Annotated in this window: 24 protein-coding genes; 22 read left to right on the top strand and 2 right to left on the bottom strand. The window is 48.9% G+C overall.

Annotated features, from left to right (window positions below):
* Positions 1-42 precede the first annotated feature (42 nt).
* The 5 genes from AC2CGA_RS15720 (at position 43) to AC2CGA_RS15700 (ending at position 4043) form a co-directional block, all read left to right on the top strand.
* Entirely contained in the window at positions 43-384 is a 342-nt protein-coding gene (locus AC2CGA_RS15720) for a hypothetical protein (protein WP_003156306.1), read from the top strand.
* Positions 385-558: 174 nt separating this feature from the next.
* The gene (locus AC2CGA_RS15715) at positions 559-1998 is read left to right on the top strand and encodes a PTS mannitol transporter subunit IIBC (protein WP_139885543.1); all 1440 of its coding nucleotides are present in this window, start codon (positions 559-561) and stop codon (positions 1996-1998) included.
* Between the two features lie 25 nt (positions 1999-2023).
* Positions 2024-2455: a PTS mannitol transporter subunit IIA gene (locus tag AC2CGA_RS15710; protein WP_003156302.1), complete on the top strand. Its 432-nt coding sequence runs from the start codon at positions 2024-2026 to the stop codon at positions 2453-2455.
* A 1-nt stretch (position 2456) separates the two neighbouring features.
* Positions 2457-3578 (top strand): mannitol-1-phosphate 5-dehydrogenase, encoded by a 1122-nt coding sequence (locus tag AC2CGA_RS15705; protein WP_015388702.1) that lies wholly within the window; start codon positions 2457-2459, stop codon positions 3576-3578.
* A gap of 69 nt (positions 3579-3647) precedes the next feature.
* Positions 3648-4043 carry a 3-hydroxyacyl-ACP dehydratase FabZ family protein gene (locus tag AC2CGA_RS15700; RefSeq protein ID WP_079005217.1) on the top strand — a complete coding sequence of 132 codons (396 nt, stop codon included), beginning with the start codon at positions 3648-3650 and terminating at the stop codon, positions 4041-4043.
* Between the two features lie 38 nt (positions 4044-4081).
* Here AC2CGA_RS15700 and AC2CGA_RS15695 read toward each other — a convergent pair whose 3' ends face one another.
* The gene (locus AC2CGA_RS15695) at positions 4082-4246 is read right to left on the bottom strand and encodes a hypothetical protein (RefSeq protein WP_003156294.1); all 165 of its coding nucleotides are present in this window, start codon (positions 4244-4246) and stop codon (positions 4082-4084) included.
* Positions 4247-4373: 127 nt separating this feature from the next.
* Between AC2CGA_RS15695 and AC2CGA_RS15690 the strand changes: the two genes are divergently transcribed.
* From AC2CGA_RS15690 to AC2CGA_RS15650, 9 genes are all read left to right on the top strand, one after another.
* Positions 4374-5123, top strand: a complete 750-nt coding sequence (locus AC2CGA_RS15690; protein ID WP_003156292.1) for a Cof-type HAD-IIB family hydrolase — start codon at positions 4374-4376, stop codon at positions 5121-5123.
* A gap of 205 nt (positions 5124-5328) precedes the next feature.
* Entirely contained in the window at positions 5329-6093 is a 765-nt protein-coding gene (locus AC2CGA_RS15685) for a 5-oxoprolinase subunit PxpA (RefSeq protein WP_484480224.1), read from the top strand.
* Positions 6094-6115: 22 nt separating this feature from the next.
* The gene (locus tag AC2CGA_RS15680) at positions 6116-7330 is read left to right on the top strand and encodes an NRAMP family divalent metal transporter (RefSeq protein ID WP_003156289.1); all 1215 of its coding nucleotides are present in this window, start codon (positions 6116-6118) and stop codon (positions 7328-7330) included.
* Between the two features lie 4 nt (positions 7331-7334).
* Complete coding sequence (locus tag AC2CGA_RS15675) at positions 7335-8129, top strand: putative hydro-lyase (RefSeq protein WP_079005219.1); 795 nt, start codon at positions 7335-7337, stop codon at positions 8127-8129.
* Between the two features lie 29 nt (positions 8130-8158).
* The gene (pxpB, locus tag AC2CGA_RS15670; protein WP_024084894.1) at positions 8159-8890 is read left to right on the top strand and encodes a 5-oxoprolinase subunit PxpB; all 732 of its coding nucleotides are present in this window, start codon (positions 8159-8161) and stop codon (positions 8888-8890) included.
* A gap of 2 nt (positions 8891-8892) precedes the next feature.
* Positions 8893-9900, top strand: coding sequence for a 5-oxoprolinase subunit C family protein (locus AC2CGA_RS15665; RefSeq protein WP_088005481.1), 1008 nt, complete (start codon positions 8893-8895; stop codon positions 9898-9900).
* A gap of 17 nt (positions 9901-9917) precedes the next feature.
* A complete protein-coding gene (locus AC2CGA_RS15660; protein ID WP_349686288.1) occupies positions 9918-10667 on the top strand; it encodes an IclR family transcriptional regulator in 750 nt (249 codons plus the stop codon).
* A 64-nt stretch (positions 10668-10731) separates the two neighbouring features.
* A complete protein-coding gene (gene lipC / locus AC2CGA_RS15655) occupies positions 10732-11373 on the top strand; it encodes a spore germination lipase LipC (RefSeq protein WP_072588295.1) in 642 nt (213 codons plus the stop codon).
* Between the two features lie 196 nt (positions 11374-11569).
* Positions 11570-11785 (top strand): YczI family protein, encoded by a 216-nt coding sequence (locus tag AC2CGA_RS15650; RefSeq protein WP_369719110.1) that lies wholly within the window; start codon positions 11570-11572, stop codon positions 11783-11785.
* Here AC2CGA_RS15650 and AC2CGA_RS15645 read toward each other — a convergent pair.
* The gene (locus AC2CGA_RS15645) at positions 11756-12076 is read right to left on the bottom strand and encodes an antibiotic biosynthesis monooxygenase family protein (RefSeq protein ID WP_003156282.1); all 321 of its coding nucleotides are present in this window, start codon (positions 12074-12076) and stop codon (positions 11756-11758) included. The genes AC2CGA_RS15650 and AC2CGA_RS15645 overlap by 30 nt on opposite strands.
* A 156-nt stretch (positions 12077-12232) precedes the next feature.
* On the opposite strand from AC2CGA_RS15645, the gene AC2CGA_RS15640 reads away from it, so the two are divergent.
* From AC2CGA_RS15640 to AC2CGA_RS15605, 8 genes are all read left to right on the top strand, one after another.
* On the top strand, positions 12233-14236 hold the full coding sequence (locus tag AC2CGA_RS15640; protein WP_072588294.1) for a penicillin-binding transpeptidase domain-containing protein: 2004 nt from the start codon (positions 12233-12235) through the stop codon (positions 14234-14236).
* 113 nt (positions 14237-14349) lie between these two features.
* The gene (locus AC2CGA_RS15635; RefSeq protein WP_043866837.1) at positions 14350-15252 is read left to right on the top strand and encodes an aldo/keto reductase; all 903 of its coding nucleotides are present in this window, start codon (positions 14350-14352) and stop codon (positions 15250-15252) included.
* 299 nt (positions 15253-15551) lie between these two features.
* Positions 15552-17636 carry a BglG family transcription antiterminator gene (locus AC2CGA_RS15630; RefSeq protein ID WP_003156277.1) on the top strand — a complete coding sequence of 695 codons (2085 nt, stop codon included), beginning with the start codon at positions 15552-15554 and terminating at the stop codon, positions 17634-17636.
* Between the two features lie 221 nt (positions 17637-17857).
* A complete protein-coding gene (locus AC2CGA_RS15625; protein ID WP_015388698.1) occupies positions 17858-19372 on the top strand; it encodes a class I adenylate-forming enzyme family protein in 1515 nt (504 codons plus the stop codon).
* 158 nt (positions 19373-19530) lie between these two features.
* Positions 19531-20391, top strand: a complete 861-nt coding sequence (locus AC2CGA_RS15620; RefSeq protein ID WP_015388697.1) for an SDR family oxidoreductase — start codon at positions 19531-19533, stop codon at positions 20389-20391.
* A 12-nt stretch (positions 20392-20403) separates the two neighbouring features.
* Entirely contained in the window at positions 20404-20907 is a 504-nt protein-coding gene (locus AC2CGA_RS15615) for a D-lyxose/D-mannose family sugar isomerase (protein ID WP_057080613.1), read from the top strand.
* A gap of 86 nt (positions 20908-20993) precedes the next feature.
* Positions 20994-21617: a GNAT family N-acetyltransferase gene (locus AC2CGA_RS15610; protein ID WP_117614492.1), complete on the top strand. Its 624-nt coding sequence runs from the start codon at positions 20994-20996 to the stop codon at positions 21615-21617.
* 6 nt (positions 21618-21623) lie between these two features.
* Positions 21624-22046, top strand: coding sequence for a pyridoxamine 5'-phosphate oxidase family protein (locus tag AC2CGA_RS15605; RefSeq protein WP_003156270.1), 423 nt, complete (start codon positions 21624-21626; stop codon positions 22044-22046).
* Positions 22047-22508: the final 462 nt, after the last annotated feature.

Below are 22508 nucleotides of genomic sequence, written 5' to 3'. Positions count from 1 at the left end.
TCAGACTCTGTTATAATAGAAGAGTTGAATGGAGGAATAAACATGAAAGAAACGACCTGCCCGAACTGCGGCAAGCCGATTACAGGCGACATGGTCAGATCATCGATGATCCCGTGCCAGTTTCAGTGCGGGCATTGCCATGTGAAATTGCGTGAATATAAAGTATCAGCTCCGATTATGGCTGCGGCCATTGCGATCACGGTGCTTTTGATTTATCTTGTGCAGATGGCCAGAACCGCCGTCATGCCGATGTTTCCGGCAGCGCGGTATGTGCCGGCCGCCATTTTCGCGCTCGTATGTGCGTATCCGGTGTTTATTGTCAGTGAGCGGCTCATTGCCAAGCTCGTCGTCACAAAAGGACACATTATATACAGAAAGCGGTAAGACACCTTTGATGAGGTGTCTTTTTTTGTTAAGGATTTGTCACAGTCTCTGTGCCAAACTCCTCTTTACTTTTCATTGAATGAGGATTGTAAGCGTTTTATGATGAAGACACAGGGGAGAGAGAAACCCCGTGTCTTATTTATTTTCATCTGAAGGCAGGCAAACAGGGAGGGAATGAACATGCAGCAAGAACAGCAAGCTGGCATGAAAGTGAAGATACAGCGGTTCGGCAGTTATTTAAGCGGTATGATCATGCCGAATATCGGCGCATTTATCGCATGGGGAATTATCACCGCGCTGTTTATTCCGGCGGGATGGTTTCCGAATCCGCAGCTGAATACATTGGTAAGCCCGATGATTACGTATCTTCTGCCGCTTTTAATCGCATATACGGGCGGAAAAATGATCTATGATCACCGCGGGGGAGTCGTCGGAGCGACGGCCGCCATCGGAGTCATTGTCGGAGCGGACATTCCGATGTTCTTAGGGGCAATGATTATGGGACCTTTGGGCGGTTATCTCATTAAACAATTAGACCGTCTGTTTAAAGATAAAGTCAGACAGGGTTTTGAAATGCTGATCAACAACTTCACGGCGGGAATTATCGGCGCGGTGCTGACGATTATCGCGTTTTATGCGATCGGCCCGGTCGTCCTGTCTCTTAACAAATTGCTGGCGGCGGGTGTGGAAGTCATTGTTCACGCGAATTTGCTGCCGATTGCAAGCGTTTTCGTAGAGCCGGCGAAAGTCCTGTTCCTGAATAACGCGATCAACCACGGCATTTTAAGCCCGATCGGAATCGAGCAGGCCGCCAAAGCGGGAAAATCCATTCTGTTCTTAGTGGAAGCGAACCCCGGACCGGGACTCGGTATTTTACTGGCCTATATGTTCTTTGGGAAAGGCTCTTCAAGATCGACAGCTCCGGGAGCGGCGATCATTCATTTCTTCGGGGGGATTCATGAAATCTATTTCCCTTACATTTTAATGAAACCTATGCTGATCCTCGCGGCGATCGCCGGGGGAGCGAGCGGACTGCTCACATTCTCGATCTTTAACGCGGGTCTTGTCGCCGCATCATCTCCGGGAAGCATCATCGCCATTTTGGCGCTGACGCCGAAAGGAAGCTATCTCGGCGTGCTGGCGGGCGTCATCGTTGCCGCGGCCGTATCGTTTATCGTCTCGGCGCTTATTCTGAAATCGTCTAAAGCGGGCGAAGAAGATTTGACAGCCGCGGCGGAAAAAGTGCAGGAAATGAAAGGCAGGAAAAGTGAAGCGGCGGCCGCATTGGCAGACAAAGAGGAAGAGCCGGAAAACAGCGCCGCTGATATTTCCGCTGACCAAGTCAGCCGCATTATCTTCGCATGTGACGCGGGTATGGGATCGAGCGCAATGGGCGCCTCCATTTTAAGAAACAAAGTGAAAAAAGCAGACCTGGATATTGATGTGACAAATACGTCGATCAATAATCTTCCGAATGACGCGGATATCGTCATTACGCATAAGGACCTGACTGACCGCGCGAAAGCGAAGCTGCCGCAGGCGGTGCACATTTCGGTTGATAATTTCTTAAACAGCCCGAAATACGATGAACTGATTGAAAAGCTTAAAAACTAATCAAACAGAAAGAGGGATCTTCATCATGGAAGTATTGGCTAAAGCGAACATCAAACTGAACCAGACAGTGAACTCAAAAGAGGATGCCATCCGCCTGGCGGGACAGACGTTGATTGATAACGGTTACGTGAAGAACGGCTATGTGGAAAAAATGTTCGAACGTGAAGAAACATCATCCACGTTTATGGGAAATTTCATTGCGATCCCGCACGGAACGGAAGATGCGAAGGATGAGGTGCTTCATTCAGGCATTTCCGTCATCCAGATTCCGAACGGTGTGGAATATGGTGAAGGCAATACGGCAAAGGTCGTTTTCGGTATCGCCGGAAAAAACAATGAACACTTAGACATCCTGTCAAACATCGCCATCATCTGCTCAGAGGAAGAAAACATCGAACGGCTGATCAGTGCAAAGACGGAAGAAGAACTGGCCGCTATTTTCAGTGAGGTGAACTGACATGATTGCCCTTCATTTCGGAGCGGGAAACATCGGGCGGGGCTTTATCGGCGCCCTGCTCCATCATTCCGGCTATGACGTAGTTTTCGCTGATGTGAATGAAACGATGGTCAGCCTTCTCAATGAAAAGAAGGAATATACCGTGGAGCTTGCCGACGGCGGCAGGCAGACAGAAATCATCGGCCCCGTTTCAGCCATCAACAGCGCGGTGCAAGAACAAGAGCTGTACGGGCTGATCAATGAAGCGGCGATCATTACGACGGCGGTGGGCCCGAACGTTCTCAGACTCATCGCCCCGTCCATCGCGGAAGGTCTGAAGCGCAGAACGTCCTCTGAGCCTCTCAATATCATTGCCTGTGAAAATATGATCGGCGGCAGCAGTTTTCTGAAAAAAGAAGTTTTCGGACATTTGACGGAAGCGGAGCGGGAACTCGTGAACCGGACAGTCGGCTTCCCGGATTCTGCGGTAGATCGGATCGTGCCGATTCAGCACCATGAAGATCCGCTGAAAGTATCCGTAGAACCGTTTTTTGAATGGGTCATAGACAGAACCGGCTTTGCCGGCGATCAGCCGGTACTTAAAGGCGCGTTGTTTACGGATGATCTTACGCCTTTCATTGAGAGAAAGCTGTTTACCGTCAATACCGGGCATGCCGTCACGGCGTATGTCGGCTATCAGCGCGGATTAAAAACCGTCAAAGAGGCCATCGGCCATCCGGAAATCCGGCGTGTCGTGTACGATGCACTTTCAGAAACGGGCGAGTACTTGGTGAAAGCGTACGGCTTTAAGCAAGCCGAACACGAGCAGTACGTGAAAAAAATCATCAGCCGCTTTGATAATGAATACATCACGGATGATGTGACAAGAGTCGCCAGATCACCGCTCAGAAAACTCGGAGCGAATGACAGATTAGTAGGGCCGGCCAAAAAAATAAAAGAACCGAATGCGCTGGCGGAAGGTATCGCCGCCGCCCTGCGCTTTGACTATCAGGATGATCCGGAAGCGGTTGAGCTGCAAAAGCTTATCGCGGAAAAAGGCACGAGCGGCGTTCTTCAAGACATTTGCGGTATTCAGCCGCATGAACCGCTGCACGGCATCGTGCTCAAAAAGCTCAATCAATAAAAATGAACCCGCGTCGGGGGGACGCGGGTTTTTTCTTGCGTTATAATGAGAGGGAAGGGAGGCTGCGTGATGAATCAGAAGCTATTGCCCCATCGTTTTCCGTTTCTTTTGATTGACGGCACGACGAACAGTGAAGCCGGAAAATGGGCGGCTGCTTACAAAAACATCAGTGAAAATGACTGGTTTATAACTGAATACCAAAGAGAGATGCCATTTTCGCTCGTCGTTGAAGCAATGGCCCAAACGGCGGCTTGCGCGGGAATTACCGGCGGTGACGGTCTCGGTCTCTTATCCGCGGTGAAGAAAGCGGAAAGGTTAGGTGCCGCTTTGCCGGGAGACCGTCTGGATCTTTTTTTTGAGGTCACGCGAATCAGACGCGGTTTTGTGTTCGGCCGGGCGAAAGCGTCCGTTGCCGGGAAGCCTGTGGCGGAAGCGGAGCTCAGCATATTTATCCAGCCATCGTAAAAAAAGCCGCCTCCACCGGCGGCTTTCGGACAAGCGTGTTATTTTGTATCATAATCTCTCTCACTTTGTGAATTGTCCCTCTGGTCATGTTTGTGTTTTTCGTCATTGGCGTTTTCCTTCAGCTCTTCCAGCGGAATCGGATCCGTTAAATCATGATGTTCAGGATTTTCATTCGGTTTGTTCTTTTGTTTTCTTTCTTTCATCCTCCATCACCTCAATATTTCTTTTCCTCAACGCTCGCCCCGCCAAACGCAGGAAGCGGTTTTTTGTTCCTGTGGGTCATATGTATTAAAATAGAGACGACTACAATATAAAAAGTGAGGTACATATATGCCGATACAAAGAGAAGACGCAGATATTAAACTGATCGCGATTGATATGGACGGAACCCTGCTCAATGACGAGCAGCTCATCCCGGAGGAAAACCGGCGGGCGATCAAGGAAGCGGAGGCGAAAGGAATTCACGTCGTCATCAGCACAGGACGCACGCTGATGACCTGCCGCGAACTGGCTGAGTCTCTCGAGCTGTCATCCTTTTTAATCACGGCAAACGGCAGCGAAATCTGGGATTCCAACTTTGAGCTGGTTGAGCGCAAGCTTCTTCATACCGATCATATTCAAAAATTATGGGATCTGAGGAATAAGCACAACACGAATTTCTGGGCCTCTACCGTCGATAGAGTGTGGAGAGGGGAATTCCCGGAAACGATTACGGATCATCAGTGGCTCAAGTTCGGGTTCGAAATCGAGGATGATGAAGTGCGGAATGAGGTGCTGAAAGAGCTCAAGGAATACAAGGAGCTCGAAATCACAAACTCAAGTCCGATCAACATCGAAGTCAATGCCCTCGGTATCAACAAAGCGGCTGCGCTGGCGAAGGTATCGGAAAAACTCGGCTTCACGATGGAAAATGTGATGGCCATGGGTGACAGTCTGAATGACATTGCCATGATCGAAAAAGCGGGTGTCGGCGTCGCCATGGGGAACGCGCAGGACATCGTGAAAGAAACAGCTGACTGGGTGACTGATGTCAACACGGAAAACGGGGTCGCCAAAGCGATCCGCCACTGGGTGTTATAATAGAAAAAAGAGAGAGTCTCAGCATGAGGCTCTCTTTTTTTGTTTTGTCAGATTTGTGACTAGGTCCATGGTAGGTTTTCTGACAAAAGGATGTTCAAACTTGTCAGAATTAAATATAATGAAGAGAAATCCAACAATTCGGAATAGTCGTTCCAAATATCGGAATGATAATAAAATAAAACGTTTACAATACAGGAGGGAGCTTATGTTTCAGATTGACATCAATTGTGATTTAGGAGAGAGTTTCGGTGCTTATAAAATCGGACTGGATGAAGAGATTTTGGATTATGTGACATCTGCAAACATCGCCTGCGGCTTTCATGCGGGTGATCCCAGCGTGATGCGCAAAACGGTTGCGCTTGCGGCGGAAAAAGGCGTGAAAATCGGCGCTCATCCCGGGCTGTTCGATCTGCAGGGATTCGGGCGGCGGCAGATCGCGATTACGCCCGAGGAAGCGTATGATCTGACGCTGTATCAAATCGGCGCGCTGTCAGGGTTTTTAAAAGCGGAAGGTGTCGAGATGCAGCATGTGAAGCCGCACGGCGCTTTATATAATATGGCCGCCGTCAATCCCGGCCTGTCAAAAGCCATCGCTCAGGCGGTCTGTCATTTTGATCCCGGGCTTATTCTTTTCGGGCTTTCCGGAAGCGAGCTGATTAAAGCGGGAGATCGAATCGGACTGAGGACGGCAAGCGAAGTGTTTGCGGACCGCACCTATCAGGAAGACGGCACGCTGACGCGGCGTTCAGAGCCGGATGCGCTGATTCAGGATGACAAAAAAGCGGTCGGTCAAGTGATTCAAATGGTGAAAGACAGCACGGTGACATCACGTAAGGGACAAGCTGTAAACCTGAAAGCGGACACGGTCTGCATTCACGGAGACGGCGCCCACGCGCTGACATTCGCAAAAACAATCAAAAAAGAATTAAAAGCGGCAGACATTCAAATCAGCGCGCTTGCAAAAGACTGAGCAGCAGAGGGAGGAAGACAGCATGGAGCAAAAGAAAAAAACAGCCGGAAAGGCTTCCGGCAAATGGTCGCTTCTTTTAGGCGCGACATTTTTGATGGCGACATCATCAATCGGGCCCGGCTTTCTGACGCAAACGGCCACGTTTACCAATACATTGGCGGCAAGCTTCGGCTTTATCATTTTAATTTCTATTATTTTGGACATTTTCGCGCAAACCAATGTATGGCGGATTATCGCGGTTTCCGGAAAGCGCGGCCAAGAGATTGCCAATATGGTGCTTCCGGGCGCCGGTTATGCCATTGCTTTTCTGGTCGTGCTCGGCGGACTTGCGTTTAATATCGGAAACATCGGCGGCGCGGGTCTCGGTCTTCAAGTATTATTCGGAATCAAACCGGAGATCGGCGCTTTAATCAGCGCAGCGGTCGCGGTGCTGATTTTTGTCATAAAGGAAGCCGGAAAAGTCATGGACCGTTTTATGCAGATCGCCGGAATCGTCATGATCGTATTGACGGTGTATGTTGCCGTAACGACGGGTCCGCCGGTCGGACACGCGGTTGTAAAAACTTTTATGCCTGATCATATCAGTGTGCTGGCAATCGTGACGCTTGTCGGCGGCACGGTCGGCGGATACATTACATTTGCCGGAGGCCATCGCTTGCTTGATTCAGGCATCCAAGGGAAGGAAGTCATTCCTCAGGTGACGAAAAGCTCCGTCACAGGCGTCTTGATTACATCTGTTATGCGGATTGCCCTGTTTCTCGCCGTGCTCGGCGTCGTTTCAAAGGGCCTGCGCATCGATCCTGATAATCCCGCGGCTTCTGTATTCCGGCTTGCGGCGGGAAATGTCGGCTATAAAATTTTCGGCGTCATCATGTGGTCTGCCGCTATCACGTCTGTCATCGGCGCCGCCTATACATCGGTGTCATTCTTCAAATCGTTTTCGGCAAAAATCGAAAAGCACTCACATGGCGTAATTATCGGTTTTATTATTGTATCCACTCTTATTTTTGTCACGATCGGCCAGCCTGCCAAAATTCTGGTCGCGGTCGGTTCGCTTAACGGCTTAATTCTGCCGCTTGCATTAGCGATGATTCTGTTGGGCGCCTATAAGAAAAAAATCGTCGGCGATTACAAGCATCCGATCTGGCTCACGATTGCAGGGGCGATCGTAGTGGTTGTCATGGCGGTTATGGGCATCTATACATTATTCTCGCAAATGCCGCAGCTATGGAGCTGATGATATGAAAAACCATATGAGTGATATGAGTCCCGAAGAAGTCAGACAGCTTATCAGGAAAGGGCAGATGACCGGGCCGACGGCGGGGTTGGCCGCTTCTTACGCACAAGCCAATCTCGTCGTTTTGCAAAAGGATCTTGCCTTTGATTTTCTCTTATTCTGCCAGCGCAATCAAAAGCCTTGTCCGGTGCTTGATGTGACGGATGCGGGTTCACCCGTTCCGGCAATAGCGGCGCCGGGAGCTGATATCCGGACGGACTTTCCGAAATACAGGATTTATCGGCATGGCGTGCTTACTGAAGAGGTAACGGATATTACGCCGTATTGGAAGGATAATTATGTCGGGTTTTTGATCGGCTGCAGTTTTTCATTCGAGCAGGCCCTTATTAATCAGCACATCCCGATCAGGCACATCGATGAAGGCGTGAACGTTCCCATGTATAAAACAAATATTGACTGTATTCCGGCGGGCCCGTTTTCAGGAAAAATGGTCGTCAGCATGAGACCGATTCCGGAAAGGCTGGCAGTCCGCGCGGCGCAGGTCACGTCACGTTTTCCCGCCGTGCACGGCGCCCCCGTCCGCATCGGAAATCCGCAAAGCATCGGCATCAGCGATTTGCATCAGCCGGATTTCGGAGATGCCGTAACGGTGCGGGAAGGTGAAGTTCCCGTATTCTGGGCTTGCGGCGTTACACCCCAGGCGGTGATCATGGAAGCAAAGCCTGATATCGTAATAACACATTCACCGGGGCACATGCTGATCACCGATATACAAAATGAATCGCTTGCTGTCCTGTAAGTGAGAAAGAATACAACGAGGTGATGACAATGATGCAGTATAGCGGAAATACAGCGCTTGATATACAGCCGTACGGTGATTCCGCCGTTATCATCCGCTTTGGCGGGCACATCAGCGAAGAGGTCAACAGCCGGGTGCAGGCGGCGGCAGCCTGTATGGAAGAACGGCCGTTTCCGGGCTTCGTTGAATGTATTCCGGCATTCACAAGCTTAACGGTCTTTTATGACGTGTCTGCCGTCTCAAACATAAAAAAAGGCGTCTCTCCTTTTGCCCTGGTCAAGAAAGAAGTGACAGAACGTCTCAGCCATATAATGACCGGCCGCAAAAAAGAGCGCCGGGTGATGGAAATCCCCGTTTGCTACGGCGGAGATTTCGGTCCCGATTTAGAAGAGGTCGCTGAAATGAACGATCTGACCCCGGAAGACGTCATCCGCATTCATACTGAAGGCGAATATCTCGTTTATATGCTTGGATTTGCGCCGGGATTTCCGTTTTTAGGTGGAATGTCTGAGCGGATCAGAGCGCCGAGAAAGGCGTCGCCAAGGCCGTCCATCCCGGCCGGTTCAGTAGGAATCGCGGGAATGCAGACCGGTGTGTATCCGATATCCACTCCCGGCGGCTGGCAGCTGATCGGCAGCACCCCGCTCCGGCTTTTCAGGCCGGAAGAACATCCGCCGAGTCTATTGAGAGCGGGTGATACGGTGAAATTCGTCCGGATCACAGCAGAGGAGTACAGCCGCATCAAGGAGGGAGCCGAATGAGTATGAAAGTGGTAAAACCCGGTCTCTTGACGACGGTTCAGGACACGGGGCGGACGGGATATCAGAAATACGGTGTGCTGGGAAGCGGCGCAATGGATACGATCTCTCTGCGCATCGCCAATCTTCTTGCCGGAAATCAAGAAAAAGAGGCGGGGCTTGAAGTTACGCTTATGGGGCCAGGGCCTTCCTTTGAGTTCTCAGAACCCGCGGTTATTGCCGTTACGGGGGCGGATTTCGCCTTTCATATTAATGGGGAGCCCGCCCCTCTGTGGAAACCGGTTTTGATAAAGGAAAACAGCGTCGTCTCATTCGGGCCGTGCAAGATGGGGAGCCGCGCTTATCTCGCCGTCGCGGGGGGATTTGATGTGCCCGCCGTCATGGAAAGCAAAAGCACGTATGTCAGAGCGGGGATCGGCGGCTTTTGCGGAAGAGCGCTGCAAAAAGATGATGAGCTGCCGCTCGGCCGTATGACGCCATGTTCGGAATCAATCGCGTACCGTCTGAGCGATTCTTTCGGACAGTATGGTTTCTCAGCGCCTGATTGGTCTGTCAGCAGCAGAGGGTTTCTGCCGCTGAAAAAAAATCCGGTCATACGAGTGCTTGAAGGCGCTCAATTTCACGCTTTTACAGAAGAAGCAAAATTACGTTTTTATCAAGAGTCATATACGGTCACGCCTCAATCCGACCGAATGGGCTACCGGCTGAAGGGCGCTCCGCTTGAATTGCGGGAGCCGCTGGAAATGGTATCTGAGGCTGTGACGTTCGGAACGGTGCAGGTGCCGCCGGACGGCAATCCGATTATTCTGCTGGCTGACAGACAGACGACGGGGGGCTATCCGCGAATGGCGCATATCATATCCGCCGATCTTCCTCTCGTCGCCCAAACGATGCCGGGGGAACATATTACGTTCCGGGCCGTTTCGCTGGAGGAAGCGGAAATGCTGCTTTTGGAGAAGGAACAGCAGCTGAAGGAGCTGAAAGCAAGGCTCAAAATGGAATGGCTGATCTGACAAAGGGGCTAAAGACCATGGAAAACAAAAACAAAACCGTCATCAAATCAATGGAACTGCTTCATTTGTTTCTCACTGAACCGAGCCTGAGCTTAAATGAACTGGTTTCTCTATCGGAAATGCCGAAGACTTCGGTTCACCGGATGGCAAGCTCACTGGAGGAAACGGGGTTTCTCACCCGGGCGGCGGACGGCCGTTATCAGCTTGGTCTGATCTTTTTACAATTCGGCCAGCTCGTCTCTGAACGTCTGGATATCAGGGAAATAGCCAAACCGATTATGGAAGAGCTGTGCAGCGAAGTGGATGAGGCCGTTCAGCTGATCATGAGGGACGGGGATGAAGCCATTTACGTCGAAAAAATTGAAGGCACCCAAACCGTCCGCCTGTATACGGCAATCGGCCGCCGGTCGCCGCTGTACGCGGGAGCGTGCGCCAGGAGCATTTTATCGTTTCTGCCGGAAGAGGAGATTGACACATACATTCAGAAGACAAAGCTTACCGCAATCGCCTCAGGCACGATGACGGATCGGGCTGAACTGCTTCACTCCATTGAAAGATCCTTGCAATCAGGTTATACGATCAGCTATTCGGAATTAGAAGATTATACGGCGGCGATCGGGGCGCCGATTTTCAATCACGAAGGTAAGGTGGCTGCCGGAATCAGCATCGCCGGCTTCGAAGCCCGGTTTTCAGAGGACAGGCTGCCGTATTTAACCGAAAAGGTCAAAAACGCCGCACAGCATATTTCTGAGAAATTAGGTTATTGACCGAGCCAATTTTTCTTCACTCGCGTACATTACAATATCGATAGTAACGAGTGGAGGAAAGTAAATGGGACTTGTTTATACGGCGCTGGGGGATTCTTTGACGACGGGGAGGGGATCCGGGCCGTTTTCCGCCGGTTTTGTCCAGCGGTTCGGGCGCATGATGGCAGAAGATTTACAGACAAGAACCGACGTATCCATCTTTGCCAAATCAGGCCTTGAGACGGGAGAAATTCTCGGGCTTATGTCCTTCCCGTACATTCAGAGGCGGATTCAGGCTGCTGATATGATTACGATTACAGGCTGCGGCAACGATTTGATCGATTCGGTTCAGGCATATCAGCAAACATCGGACGCTTCGGTATTCACCAGCGTGTCCAGTCACTGCCATGAGAACTTTGAAAAGATGATAACCAAGATTGCTGCCTTAAAAGGGCCGCACCCGTCTCCTTATGAGATCCGCGTCTTCAATTTATACAATCCTTTCCCGGGCATCTCCATTGCAGAAAAATGGATATCCTCTTATAATGCGCACCTCAGCACACTCGCATCGGCGCCGCACGTCAAAATTGCCGACGTCCACAGCGCTTTCAAAGGAAAAATGAATGAATATCTTTCTTATGACCGCGTACACCCCAACAGCAAGGGGTATGAAGTCATGGCATGCGTCCTGCGGGGGCTCGGATACGGAAGCCTCGCCCGCTCATAAACCGCGCGCTCCTTTTCATGGGGAGCGCGCTTTTCGTGCTCCTTAAAACAAACTTAAAATTGTCCGACTTTCGTTCTATCCGCGCAAAAAGTACGCTAGAATAATGGGGGATAAAGACAGAAATAGAATTGTGTTCAAAAAATGATAACAGAAAGGATGGATTGCTTTGCTGCGCGCCTTAAAACTGTCACTCGCGATGCTGATTATTATACTTGCGGCCGCCGCATTTACGTATGCGGAACATACCTCCGTCATACAGCCGGTTATGCTCGTGTTTCTCGGTGCGGTCATGTTCATTCAGGGGCTGGAGGAAAAACGGAAAGAAAACGACGGCTCCGGGAAATTCAATATCTATACCGCCGTTTTTGTATGGTCGATCTCCTTAATCGGTTTTACGCTTCACGCGATCTGAGTCTGATAGATCCTGAAAATGCTCCACAACGGGAAATGGTGAATAAAAACGGTGCAGTAAGGCTTTCCACTCCTGATATTCCGGCGATCCGCGAAAGCCTTTTGTATGATCTTCTAATGTCTCCCATTCCACAAGCAGCAAATATTTATGCGTCTTTTCCATACATTTGGACAAGGAATGGGACAGATAACCTTTCATGCCCGCGATAATCGGCTCCGCCCGGCGGAATGCCTCTTCGAATTCCCCCTCAAGACCTTCTTTTACATACAGCATGGCTGCTTCTCTGATCATCTGAAATTCCTCCTTTTTTTAATAGATACATTGTATAAAAATATGGGCCGTGACGGCCGGAAAAACAAAAAAATTTTAAACGCTATGAGAAAAAAATCCTTGCCAGCCTGATTTGGTTTAGGAGAAAATAACAGTTGGAAGGCAGGGGAATTGACAGTGAAAAAAGGGTTATACCTATTACTTTTACTCGCAGGAATCATAGGTTTGATCGGCTGCTCGAAAACGGAATCGGCCGAAGACAGAATGAAAGATTTCGTAAAAGACTGGAACGGCGGTCATTACGATAAGATGTACCAAAGCCTCACCCAGGATGAAAAGAAAAAACGATCCAAAAAGGATTTTGTAAAACGATATGAAACCATTTATGAACAAGCAGGGGTCAAAAATCTGAAAGTTACTGCCGAAAAACAGGACGAAGACGATAAGAAAAAAGATGACCTCCAGCACATCGATTATAAAGTCAGCATGGATACAAAAGCAGGGAAGGTCGCTTTTGAAAACACGGCCGTCCTGAAAAAAGAGAAAACAGACGATGGAGAATCATGGAACATTGACTGGAATCCTTCTTTTATTTTCAAACAGCTTTCCGATGACAAAACCGTGCAGATCGCAAATGAGGAACCGAAGCGCGGACAAATTTACGACAAAGACGGAAAAGGTCTCGCCGTGAATACCGAGGTGCCGGAAATCGGCATTATCCCTGGAAAACTCGGCAGGGATAAAGACAGCGTGATCAAAAAACTGTCTGAAAAACTGGACCTTTCTGAAGACGATATCAAAAGCAAACTGAACCAGGGCTGGGTAAAAGACGACTCCTATGTCCCGATTCAAAAAATCAGACCGGATGATGAAAGCAAGGTCAAAAGCCTGCTTGCATTAGACGGCGTGACGAAAACGAAAGTCAGCTCCCGCTACTATCCGTACGGCGAAAAAGCGGCCCATCTGACCGGCTATATTAAAACCATCACAGCGGAGCAGCTGAAAAAAGCGAAAGACGGCCAATACAGCGATACTTCCAAAATCGGCATCGCCGGCCTTGAGAATGTATATGAAGACAAGCTGCGCGGCAAGACCGGCTGGAAAATTTACGTCCCGCAAACAGGTGAGGTCATTGCTGAAAAGAAAGCCGAAAGCGGGCAGGATATTCATGTAACGATTGACATGAAAACGCAGACGAAGCTGTATGATTCTATGAAAGATGACAGCGGAGCGGCAGTCGCCCTCGAACCGCAAACGGGAGAGACACTCGCGCTCGTCAGCGCACCGTCTTATGACCCGAACGGCTTTCTTTTCGGCTGGAGCGGAAAAGAGTGGAAAAAGCTGAATGAAGATAAAAACAATCCGTTTTCAGCGAAATTCAACAAACTTTATGCGCCGGGATCAACGATTAAACCGATTGCCGCGGCAGTCGGCCTGACAAACGGCACATTGAAAGCATCGGAAAAGAAAAAAATCACCGGAAAAGAGTGGCAGAAAGATTCGAGCTGGGGCGGTTACCATGTCACACGCGTATCAGAGCGCCTGAATGAAGTGGATCTCGAAAACGCGCTGATCACATCGGACAACATCTACTTTGCGCAAAATGCCATAGATGCCGGAGCGGACGCGTTTACAAAAGGATTAAAAACATTTGGCTTTGATGAAGAGATTCCGTACCAATTTCCGATTGAAAAGTCCTCAATCGCTAACGGCAAGCTTGATTCCGAGATCCTTCTCGGAGATACGGGCTACGGCCAGGGGCAGATGCTGATGTCTCCGCTGCACTTAGCGGCTGACTATACCGCATTTGTAACAGACGGAAATCTCGTCAAACCGACATTGATCAAAGACGGAGAAAAAACACCGCAAATCTGGCATAAGCAAGTGGTGTCGAAAGCCAATGCCGAAGAAATCACGAAAGGGCTGAGAGGCGTCGTTGAAGATCCGCGCGGCTCTGCATATCAGCCGGCCGTAAGCGGCATTACCGTAGCCGGAAAAACCGGTACAGCCGAGCTGAAAACGTCTAAAGAAGATAAAGACGGCAAAGAAAACGGCTGGTTTGTCGGTTACGATTATAAAAAGAAAGACCTCTTGATCGCGATGATGATTCAAGACGTCAAAAAACGCGGCGGAAGCCATTACGTCGTTGAAAAAGCGAAAAAGCAGTTTCAGAATCATTAAATGACGATTTTTGCGGGCTGAAAGGAAAATCGGCCGCCGAAGCAGAATGAAACAGCATGGGCAATTCCTGAAAACAGAGATACAAGAGGCTCTAAGAAAAAGGGGGATTTCACATGCAGCGCATTCAATTGGCTGAAGACCTGGAATTTTCAAGAGTGATACACGGGCTTTGGCGTCTGAACGAATGGAATGTTTCAGACGGAGAGCTGCTGAATCTGATTGAATGGTGTATCAGCCAAGGCATCACCACCTTCGATCATGCCGATATATACGGCGGTTATACGTGTGAAAAGCTGTTCGGCGGCGCTTTGTCCCTTTCGCCTTCAATAAGGGAGCGAATCGAAATCGTCACAAAATGCGGGATTGTCATTGAATCACCGGAGCGGCCAGGAAACAAGTCGCATCATTATAATACGTCGAAGTCTCACATCTTAGCGTCGGCGGAGCAGTCGCTTTTGAATCTGAATACGGATTATCTGGATGTGCTGCTCATTCACAGACCGGACCCGCTTATGGATCCGGAGGCTGTGGCTGAAGCGTTTCACGCGCTGAAAAGCTCGGGCAAGGTCAGATATTTCGGGGTATCGAACTTTAAAGCGCACCAGTACAGAATGCTCGAATCTTATTTGGATGATCCGCTCATCACAAACCAAATTGAAATCTCGGCGTACAAGCTGGAAAATATTCATGACGGCACGCTGGATTTCTGTCTGGAAAAACGCATTCCGCCGATGGCGTGGTCACCGCTTGCGGGCGGGAGCGTCTTTACAGGACAATCAGATAAGGCCCTCCGAATCCGTGCCGCGCTTCGTTCCGTACAGGAAGAAATCGGCGCCGCTTCCATTGACGAAGTCATGTACGCATGGCTGTTCACCCACCCGGCAGACATCATGCCGATTGTCGGCAGCGGAAAAGAGAACCGCATTTCCGCCGCGGTGCGTGCATCCGCGTACAAACTCAGCCATGATCAGTGGTTCAGGATTTATACCGGTGTCCAAGGCTGCGATATTCCATAAACAGAACAAACGCCCGGAAGGTATCTTCCGGGCGTTTGTTTATGTGGTGTGCAATGTCTAAAAACAAGTAAGGTCACTTTGAAGTATAGCCGTGCGGATCAAGAGTAACAAGCGTCATGGCATATTATCTGACACATTTTTCTTTTTCAATACTGTCACACGGCCCAGTGCCAAATTGCCATTTGAAAATGGTTGAATAATCATTGAAAGCGTTTTATATTATAATTTACATCACTTTCCCCGGCAGCACTCCCCATATGCCATACTTCTCACAACTAGAAAATCTGGAGGCGCGTTTCATGTATATGACAGCGAGAGAACAAAAATTAATGAAACATCTATTACTGCAGAACCGTTACGAGACAGTGCATGAACTGGCAGAAGCTTTACAAGTCAGCACAAGAACCGTTCACCGCGAGTTAAAAACAATCAAACCGATGATGGAATCATTCGGTCTGGCACTTGATAAACAGCCCGGCAAAGGACTGAAAGCGGTAGGGAACCCGGAGGACAAACAAAAACTCCTGTCAGACCTGTCCTATGAACAGCATGAATACAGCGCTGAGGAGCGGAAACTTTTAATTCTATGTTCACTATTAGAGTCGCAAGAGCCGATCAAGCTCTACAGTCTGGCGAACGAACTGCAAGTGACAAACGCGACAATCAGTTATGATCTGGATGAGCTGGAGACCTGGATCGCGCCCTTCGGCTTGACGCTGATCCGAAAAAGGGGCTTCGGCATACAGCTGACGGGTCCGGAAAATGCGAAACGGAAAATCGTCGGCAATCTCATCGTCAACCGGCTTGATATTCAGAGCTTTTTGGAAGCGGTTGAATTCAATATTAAAGGAAAACCTGACGATGCTGAAAAAATGTTCGGCGTCGTAAATAAAGCGGAACTTTTGAAAATGGACCGGCTCTTGATTCAGCTCAAGGAAAAAATCGCGATCGCCTTATCTGACAGCTCATACATGGCGCTTGCGGTTCATTTAACCTTTGCGATGGACCGAATCAGACTCGGAGAAACCATCACGATGGAGGCTTCGGAACTAAAAGCGCTGCAGCAGACGAAGGAGTACGGCTCTGCGATGGAAATGGCAAAAGAGCTTGAAAAAGCGTTCGGCGTTTCAATTCCGGAAGCTGAGATCGGTTATATCACCATTCATTTGCGGAGCGCCAACCGCCAATACAAAACGGAATTCAAACCGGAAAACATTGAAGTTGAAACGGCCTTGCAAACGAAGCAGCTGATCGGCTTCATTTCTGAAAAAATCAAAATTGATCTGACGGAAAACGGTTCTTTATACGACGGTTTAATCGCCCATCTGGAGCCTGCGATCAACCGGGTGAAAGAAAATATCGACATGTACAACCCGATGACCGAGCAAATTAAACGCGACTACTTTCTGCTGTACATGGCCGTAGAAGAAGGAATGGAAAAATTCTTTCCGGGGCTTCTTTTCTCTGATGATGAGATCGCTTTCATCGTTCTTCACTTCGGCTCCGCTCTGGAAATCAAACGGGAAGAAGCGAAGATCAAAGCGCTGATCGTCTGTTCCAGCGGCATCGGGTCGTCCAAAATGCTCGCATCCAGACTGAAAAAGGAGCTTCCGGAAATCCGTTCCTTTGATATGTCTTCCCTCATCGAACTGAAGGACCGAGACATCACCGCGTATGACATGATCGTATCCACCGTTCCGATCCCGTATGGAAACATTGATTACGTCATGGTCAGTCCGCTTTTAAACGAAGAAGACGCTGATCAGGTGAAGCAGTACATCAAAAGAAAAATTCCGCTGATTCTTGACAAAAAAAGAAACGGTAAAAGAGAAGAGAAGCAGCCGGAGACGCCTGATATGCTGGAAGCGGCCGGCCGTATGGCACATTATGCGGCGGTTATCCAAAGCGTGCTGCGGAACTTTTCGATCAAATCCATTGAGTCAAACACGGCGTACGAACTGTTTTTGAATCGTTTGTTTGCCATGCTTGAGCAAGAAGGATTTGTCCGTAATGCCAAACAAACCGCACAGCGCCTTGCAGAGCGTGAACGACAGGGCGGACTCGGCATTCCGGGAACGGCGATGGCGCTGTACCATCTCAAAAATGAAGAAATTGTCACGCCTTTTTTCAAAATTTATGATTTGACAGCTCCATGCAGTGTCAAAGGCATGGACGGAAATTCCCTGACCGTCGGCCGCGCTTTGGTGATGATGGCGCCGGCTGATATGCCCGCTGAAGGGTCGGAAATACTAAGTGCGGTCAGCTCCGCCATCATCGAGTCCGAAGACAGTATAAAAGCCTTCCAGACAGAGGATGAAGCCGATTTATACAAACGTTTAAACAAGCTGTTTTATCATTTCATTCAGGAGAAAGGACAGCGGTAAACAGAAAGCGCACACCTCATATGGGGTGTGTTTTTTTCTGCATGTATGAGGGTAAGGGGAAGGGAAGAAACTAAAAACATGGGACTATTGTATCATTCATGAATGGAATAGTTCTAAAACAAAATTGTTTTACAAGTTATATTTTTTGGTTTAAAATGGGTTGCGTGAGGAAGAAAATCTGACAGAGTTTTTTGTGATTTATGATTATGGGAGATGAAAATATGGAGACATTACAGCATATGATTCTGCATGACATTTCAAATAGCGAAGAGATCGAAGCTGTAAAAAGCGGTGCGCATACCCTGACCTACGCGGAATATCGAAAACGAATCAACCAGCTTGCACAAGCGCTTCTTGATAAAGGAATAAAAAAAGGCGACAGAGTGGCGATGCTTTGCAAAAACGGCCACGCGTCATCCATTGTCATGTTTGCGGCACTCGAAATCGGCGCGGTTGTTGTGCCGGTCAGCTGGCAATTAACACCTTACGAAATGAAAGGCATTTTAGCAGCCTGTGAACCGAAAGCTGTCTTTTTCGGCACTGAATTTAAAGAGATTATGGAAGAAGTTCTTCCTGCGCTGGTATCTTCTCTTAAACTGAAGATCGAGACAGGAACAGCTGCGGAGACAACGCCTGAGTTTGACGCTTTATTGACAGGCTCCGGTGATACACCGGATGTCGAAACGGTGTCTGAAAACGATACGGCATTGCTGATGTTTACCTCAGGTACAACCGGCAATCCGAAACGCTGCATGATCACTCACGGCGGCATATACAACTACGTAAACGCGACATTGGCTTACACGGGGAGAATGCAGCATGTCCGCTTCTTAGCATGCCATCCGAATTACCATACGAGCGCGATTATCTGCCAGATGGTCGGCACGATGAGCGGAACGACATTCATTATGACAGACAATCAGGACCCTGTGGAAAACTTGAAGCTCATCGAAAAAGAAAAAATTCAAACCATCATGGCGCTGCCAGTCTATTTCACATACCTGCTGAAAGCATGGGAAACGCACCAGACTGACATGTCTTCTATCGTTTATATGATGACGGGAGGCACAAAGGTGCCAAGCAGCCTGATCCAGCAGTATCTCGACATCGGCATCCCGCTCATGCACGGATACGGAAGCACGGAAGCGTGGGGCATCAGCTCTTGGAATCCGCAAATGGGAATGGATAAAGCCGCTTCCGCGGGTAAACCGATGGAAGAAGTGGACGTCCGCGTTGTAGATCCGGAAACAGGTGAAGTCCTTCCGCAAGGCTCAATTGGAGAAGTCGTTGTGACAAGTCCGTTTTTATTCAAAGGCTACGAAGGTAACGAAGAAGCGACACGAAAAGTGCTGAAAGACGGCTGGTTCCATACCGGCGATTCCGGCTATGTGGATGAAGACGGATTTATCTTTATCACCGGACGTTATAAAGATGTCATCATCTACGGCGGCGATAATATTTATCCTGACCAGATTGAAGAAGTCATTCAGCAAGTGCCGGGAATTCTCGAAACAGCGGTTGTCGGTATCCCTGATCCGCTCTACGGCGAAAAGCCGAAAGCGTTCATCGTGACAAACGGCAGAGAAGACCTGACAGAAGAAGAAGTGACCCGATTCCTTCAAGAACGTCTTGCTGCCTTTAAAATTCCGGACATTGAGTTCGTCAGCGAACTTCCGAAAAACAACCTTGGAAAAGTGAGAAAAGACGTGCTCCGCAAACAAGCGGTACGTTCATAATAGAGAACAAAAACCCGGCTGCCAGCCGGGTTTTTTTCTTGCGTTCCATGTGAAACATTTTTCTCCGAAAACGTTTTGAACTGTCTCAATCATGTTTATCCGGAAGACAGCAGAGGTAGACAAGAAATATGACAACGAACCAGAAGGAGGAACTTGACATGGAAAACTATCCGAAGGAATTCCCGGCGGAATCACAAAACCGCCAGCCGGGCATTGAAAGCGAAATGAATCCGGCGCCTGTTTACGAATACAAAGAATATAAAGGCGCTGACAAATTAAAAGGGAAAACCGCGCTCATCACAGGGGGCGACAGCGGTATCGGACGCGCCGTTGCGGTTGCTTACGCGAAGGAAGGCGCAAATGTCGCGATCGTCTATTTTGATGAACACGATGATGCGGAAGATACAAAAAAACGAGTGGAAGAAGAAGGAGTAAAATGTCTGTTAATCCCCGGCGATGTCGGTGAGGAAGACTTTTGCAATGAAGCCGTTGAAAAAACGGTTGAAGAATTCGGGCGTCTTGATATTCTCGTGAATAACGCCGCGGAACAGCATCCGAAAGAAAGCATTAAAGACATCACAAGCGAGCAGCTTCACAGAACCTTTAAGACAAACTTTTACTCACAATTTTATTTGACTAAAAAAGCGATTGATTACATGAAGCCGGGCAGCGCGATCATCAATACGACATCCATTAATCCTTACACAGGCAACCCGCAGCTGATTGACTACACGGCTACGAAAGGCGCGATTAACGGTTTTACGAGATCCATGGCGCAAGCGCTCGTCAACGATGGTATCCGTGTCAACGCCGTGGCGCCGGGGCCGATCTGGACACCGCTTATTCCGGCGACATTCTCAGAAGAAACAGTCGCTTCCTTCGGTCAGGATACGCCGATGGGCCGGGCAGGCCAGCCTGTTGAGCATGTCGGCTGCTATGTGCTCTTGGCCTCAGACGAATCCTCTTATATGACCGGACAGACGCTGCATGTCAACGGCGGCAGATTTGTGACCACATAAGGAGGCTGACCGATGACGATATCGAAACATGACGTGAATGCATACTATCAAAAAGCGGGAATCGTTCTGACTGATGATGAAGTCGAAGACATTCAAATCATGGATTACGGCTTAGGCAAGCTTGAGGAAACCGGGCTTCAGCTGTTTATTTACGTGAATACCGACCGCTACTGTTCGAAAGAATTGGTGCTCTTCCCGCGCCAGACGTGTCCGGAACACCGCCATCCGCCGGTCGGCGGCAAGAAGGGAAAACAAGAGACATTCCGCTGCCGCTGGGGGAAGGTGTATCTCTACGTGGAAGGCGAAAAGACAGAGAACCCAAGCGTCCTCCCGCCGGAAGAAGACAAGGAATACTACACCGTCTGGCATGAGATTGTGCTTGAGCCGGGCGGACAATACACCATTCCGCCGGATACGAAGCATTGGTTTCAAGCGGGAGAAGAAGGGGCGGTCGTTACGGAAATGTCATCGACAAGCACGGATGATCACGATGTTTTCACCGACCCGCGCATTTAAGGATGAGGCTGCACGCCTCATCTTTTTTGTATGGAAAAAAATAAATTTATCTGTATAATGGCTAATAAAGGAAAGAAGGTGCGGTCGTGTTTTCCTGTCAAATCCGGGAACATCTGACGATCAGATTGCTTGCCAAAGAAGATACGGACGAATTGTATTCTGTTATGAAGCGAAATCAAAACCATCTCAGCGAATGGCTCAGCTGGGCGGAAGAACTGGCTGACATTGATACGTACCGCGATGTGATCATCCCCGAATGGCGTTATAAATATGCGGAAGAGAATGGGTTTGACGCCGGAATTTTTGTGAAGGGCCGGTTTTGCGGCATGATCAGCATCCATAATGTCGATACAGTCAATCAAAAAGCAGAGATCGGCTACTGGCTGGATCGAGAGCATGAAGGATTCGGCATTATCACCGCAAGCTGCCGGGCGGTCATCACCCATGCATTTCAGGACCTCGGGCTGAACCGCATCATGATCAGCGCTGCTGAAAAAAACACGAAAAGCAGGGCGGTGGCGGAACGGCTCGGATTTCAGAGAGAAGGACTGACGAGAGAAGGCATTTTCGTACAGGGCGCCTATCATGACACAGTGAACTACAGCATGCTGAAGCGGGAATGGAGCGAAGATCGGCAGAAGAGCACATTTCTTGGTTTAAATGTCTCCCCAATGTGGAAAAGTAACAGCGGAGACGTTAAAAAGGAGTGATTCTTCATGAATCAAAATGAAATCAAAGAAAAAGTGCTTGAAGTACTGGATCATCATAAAGTCGGTTCGCTTGCGACGGTAGAGCAAGGCAAACCGCATTCACGCTACATGACATTTTTCCATGACGGCTTAACGATTTACACGCCGACGAGCAAAGACACTCATAAAGCGGAAGAAATTGAAAACAATCCGAATGTTCATATTCTGTTAGGGTATGACTGTGAAGGATTCGGTGACGCTTATGTGGAAGTGGCCGGAACCGCCAAACTGAACAACTCAGCAGATTTAAAAGAAAAGCTGTGGGATCCGAAACTGGAACGCTGGTTTGACGGAAAAGACGATCCGAACCTGGTGATTCTCGAAATTGAACCGAAGCAGATCAAGCTCATGAACGCGGGTGAAAAAACGCCGGCCGAGCTGGAACTTTAATAAATCATTTGATTATTCAGGGGCAATCTGTTATACTTAACTGCTAAGTGACAACATGCAAATAAAAAAGAAAGTAAACTTCTTTTTTCTGTTTTGATATAGAAGCTTCAGGCTTCAACGGACAGCTTGAAAAAAAGCTGAGCTTATTCTTTTCCTTCTGATATTCGCCCCTAACGAAGAGATGGAAAAAAGACTTTTTGTTTTACAATTCACACCGGCGCGGCTTCGGAGCCGCAGTGACGATTGAGAGGTAGGGCTTTCGTTGTCTTGTGTTCAAGAACTTCCATGGTGTTTACTTTCGAAGAATGATTCTGTCGGAACTGTTAATACGAATCACCCGCAGGCTAAGGCGGGCAACCATATATTATTTATTTGCGTAAGAAAAGAATAAGACAAAACCGCGCCGGACATCCGGGCGGTTTTTTTATGTAAACGGCCGAAACCTTGCCGCAGTCTGCAGAG

The sequence above is a fragment of the Bacillus sp. SYZHCR11 genome, from assembly GCF_057196865.1.
This window is presented reverse-complemented; position numbering and strand designations above follow the sequence as displayed.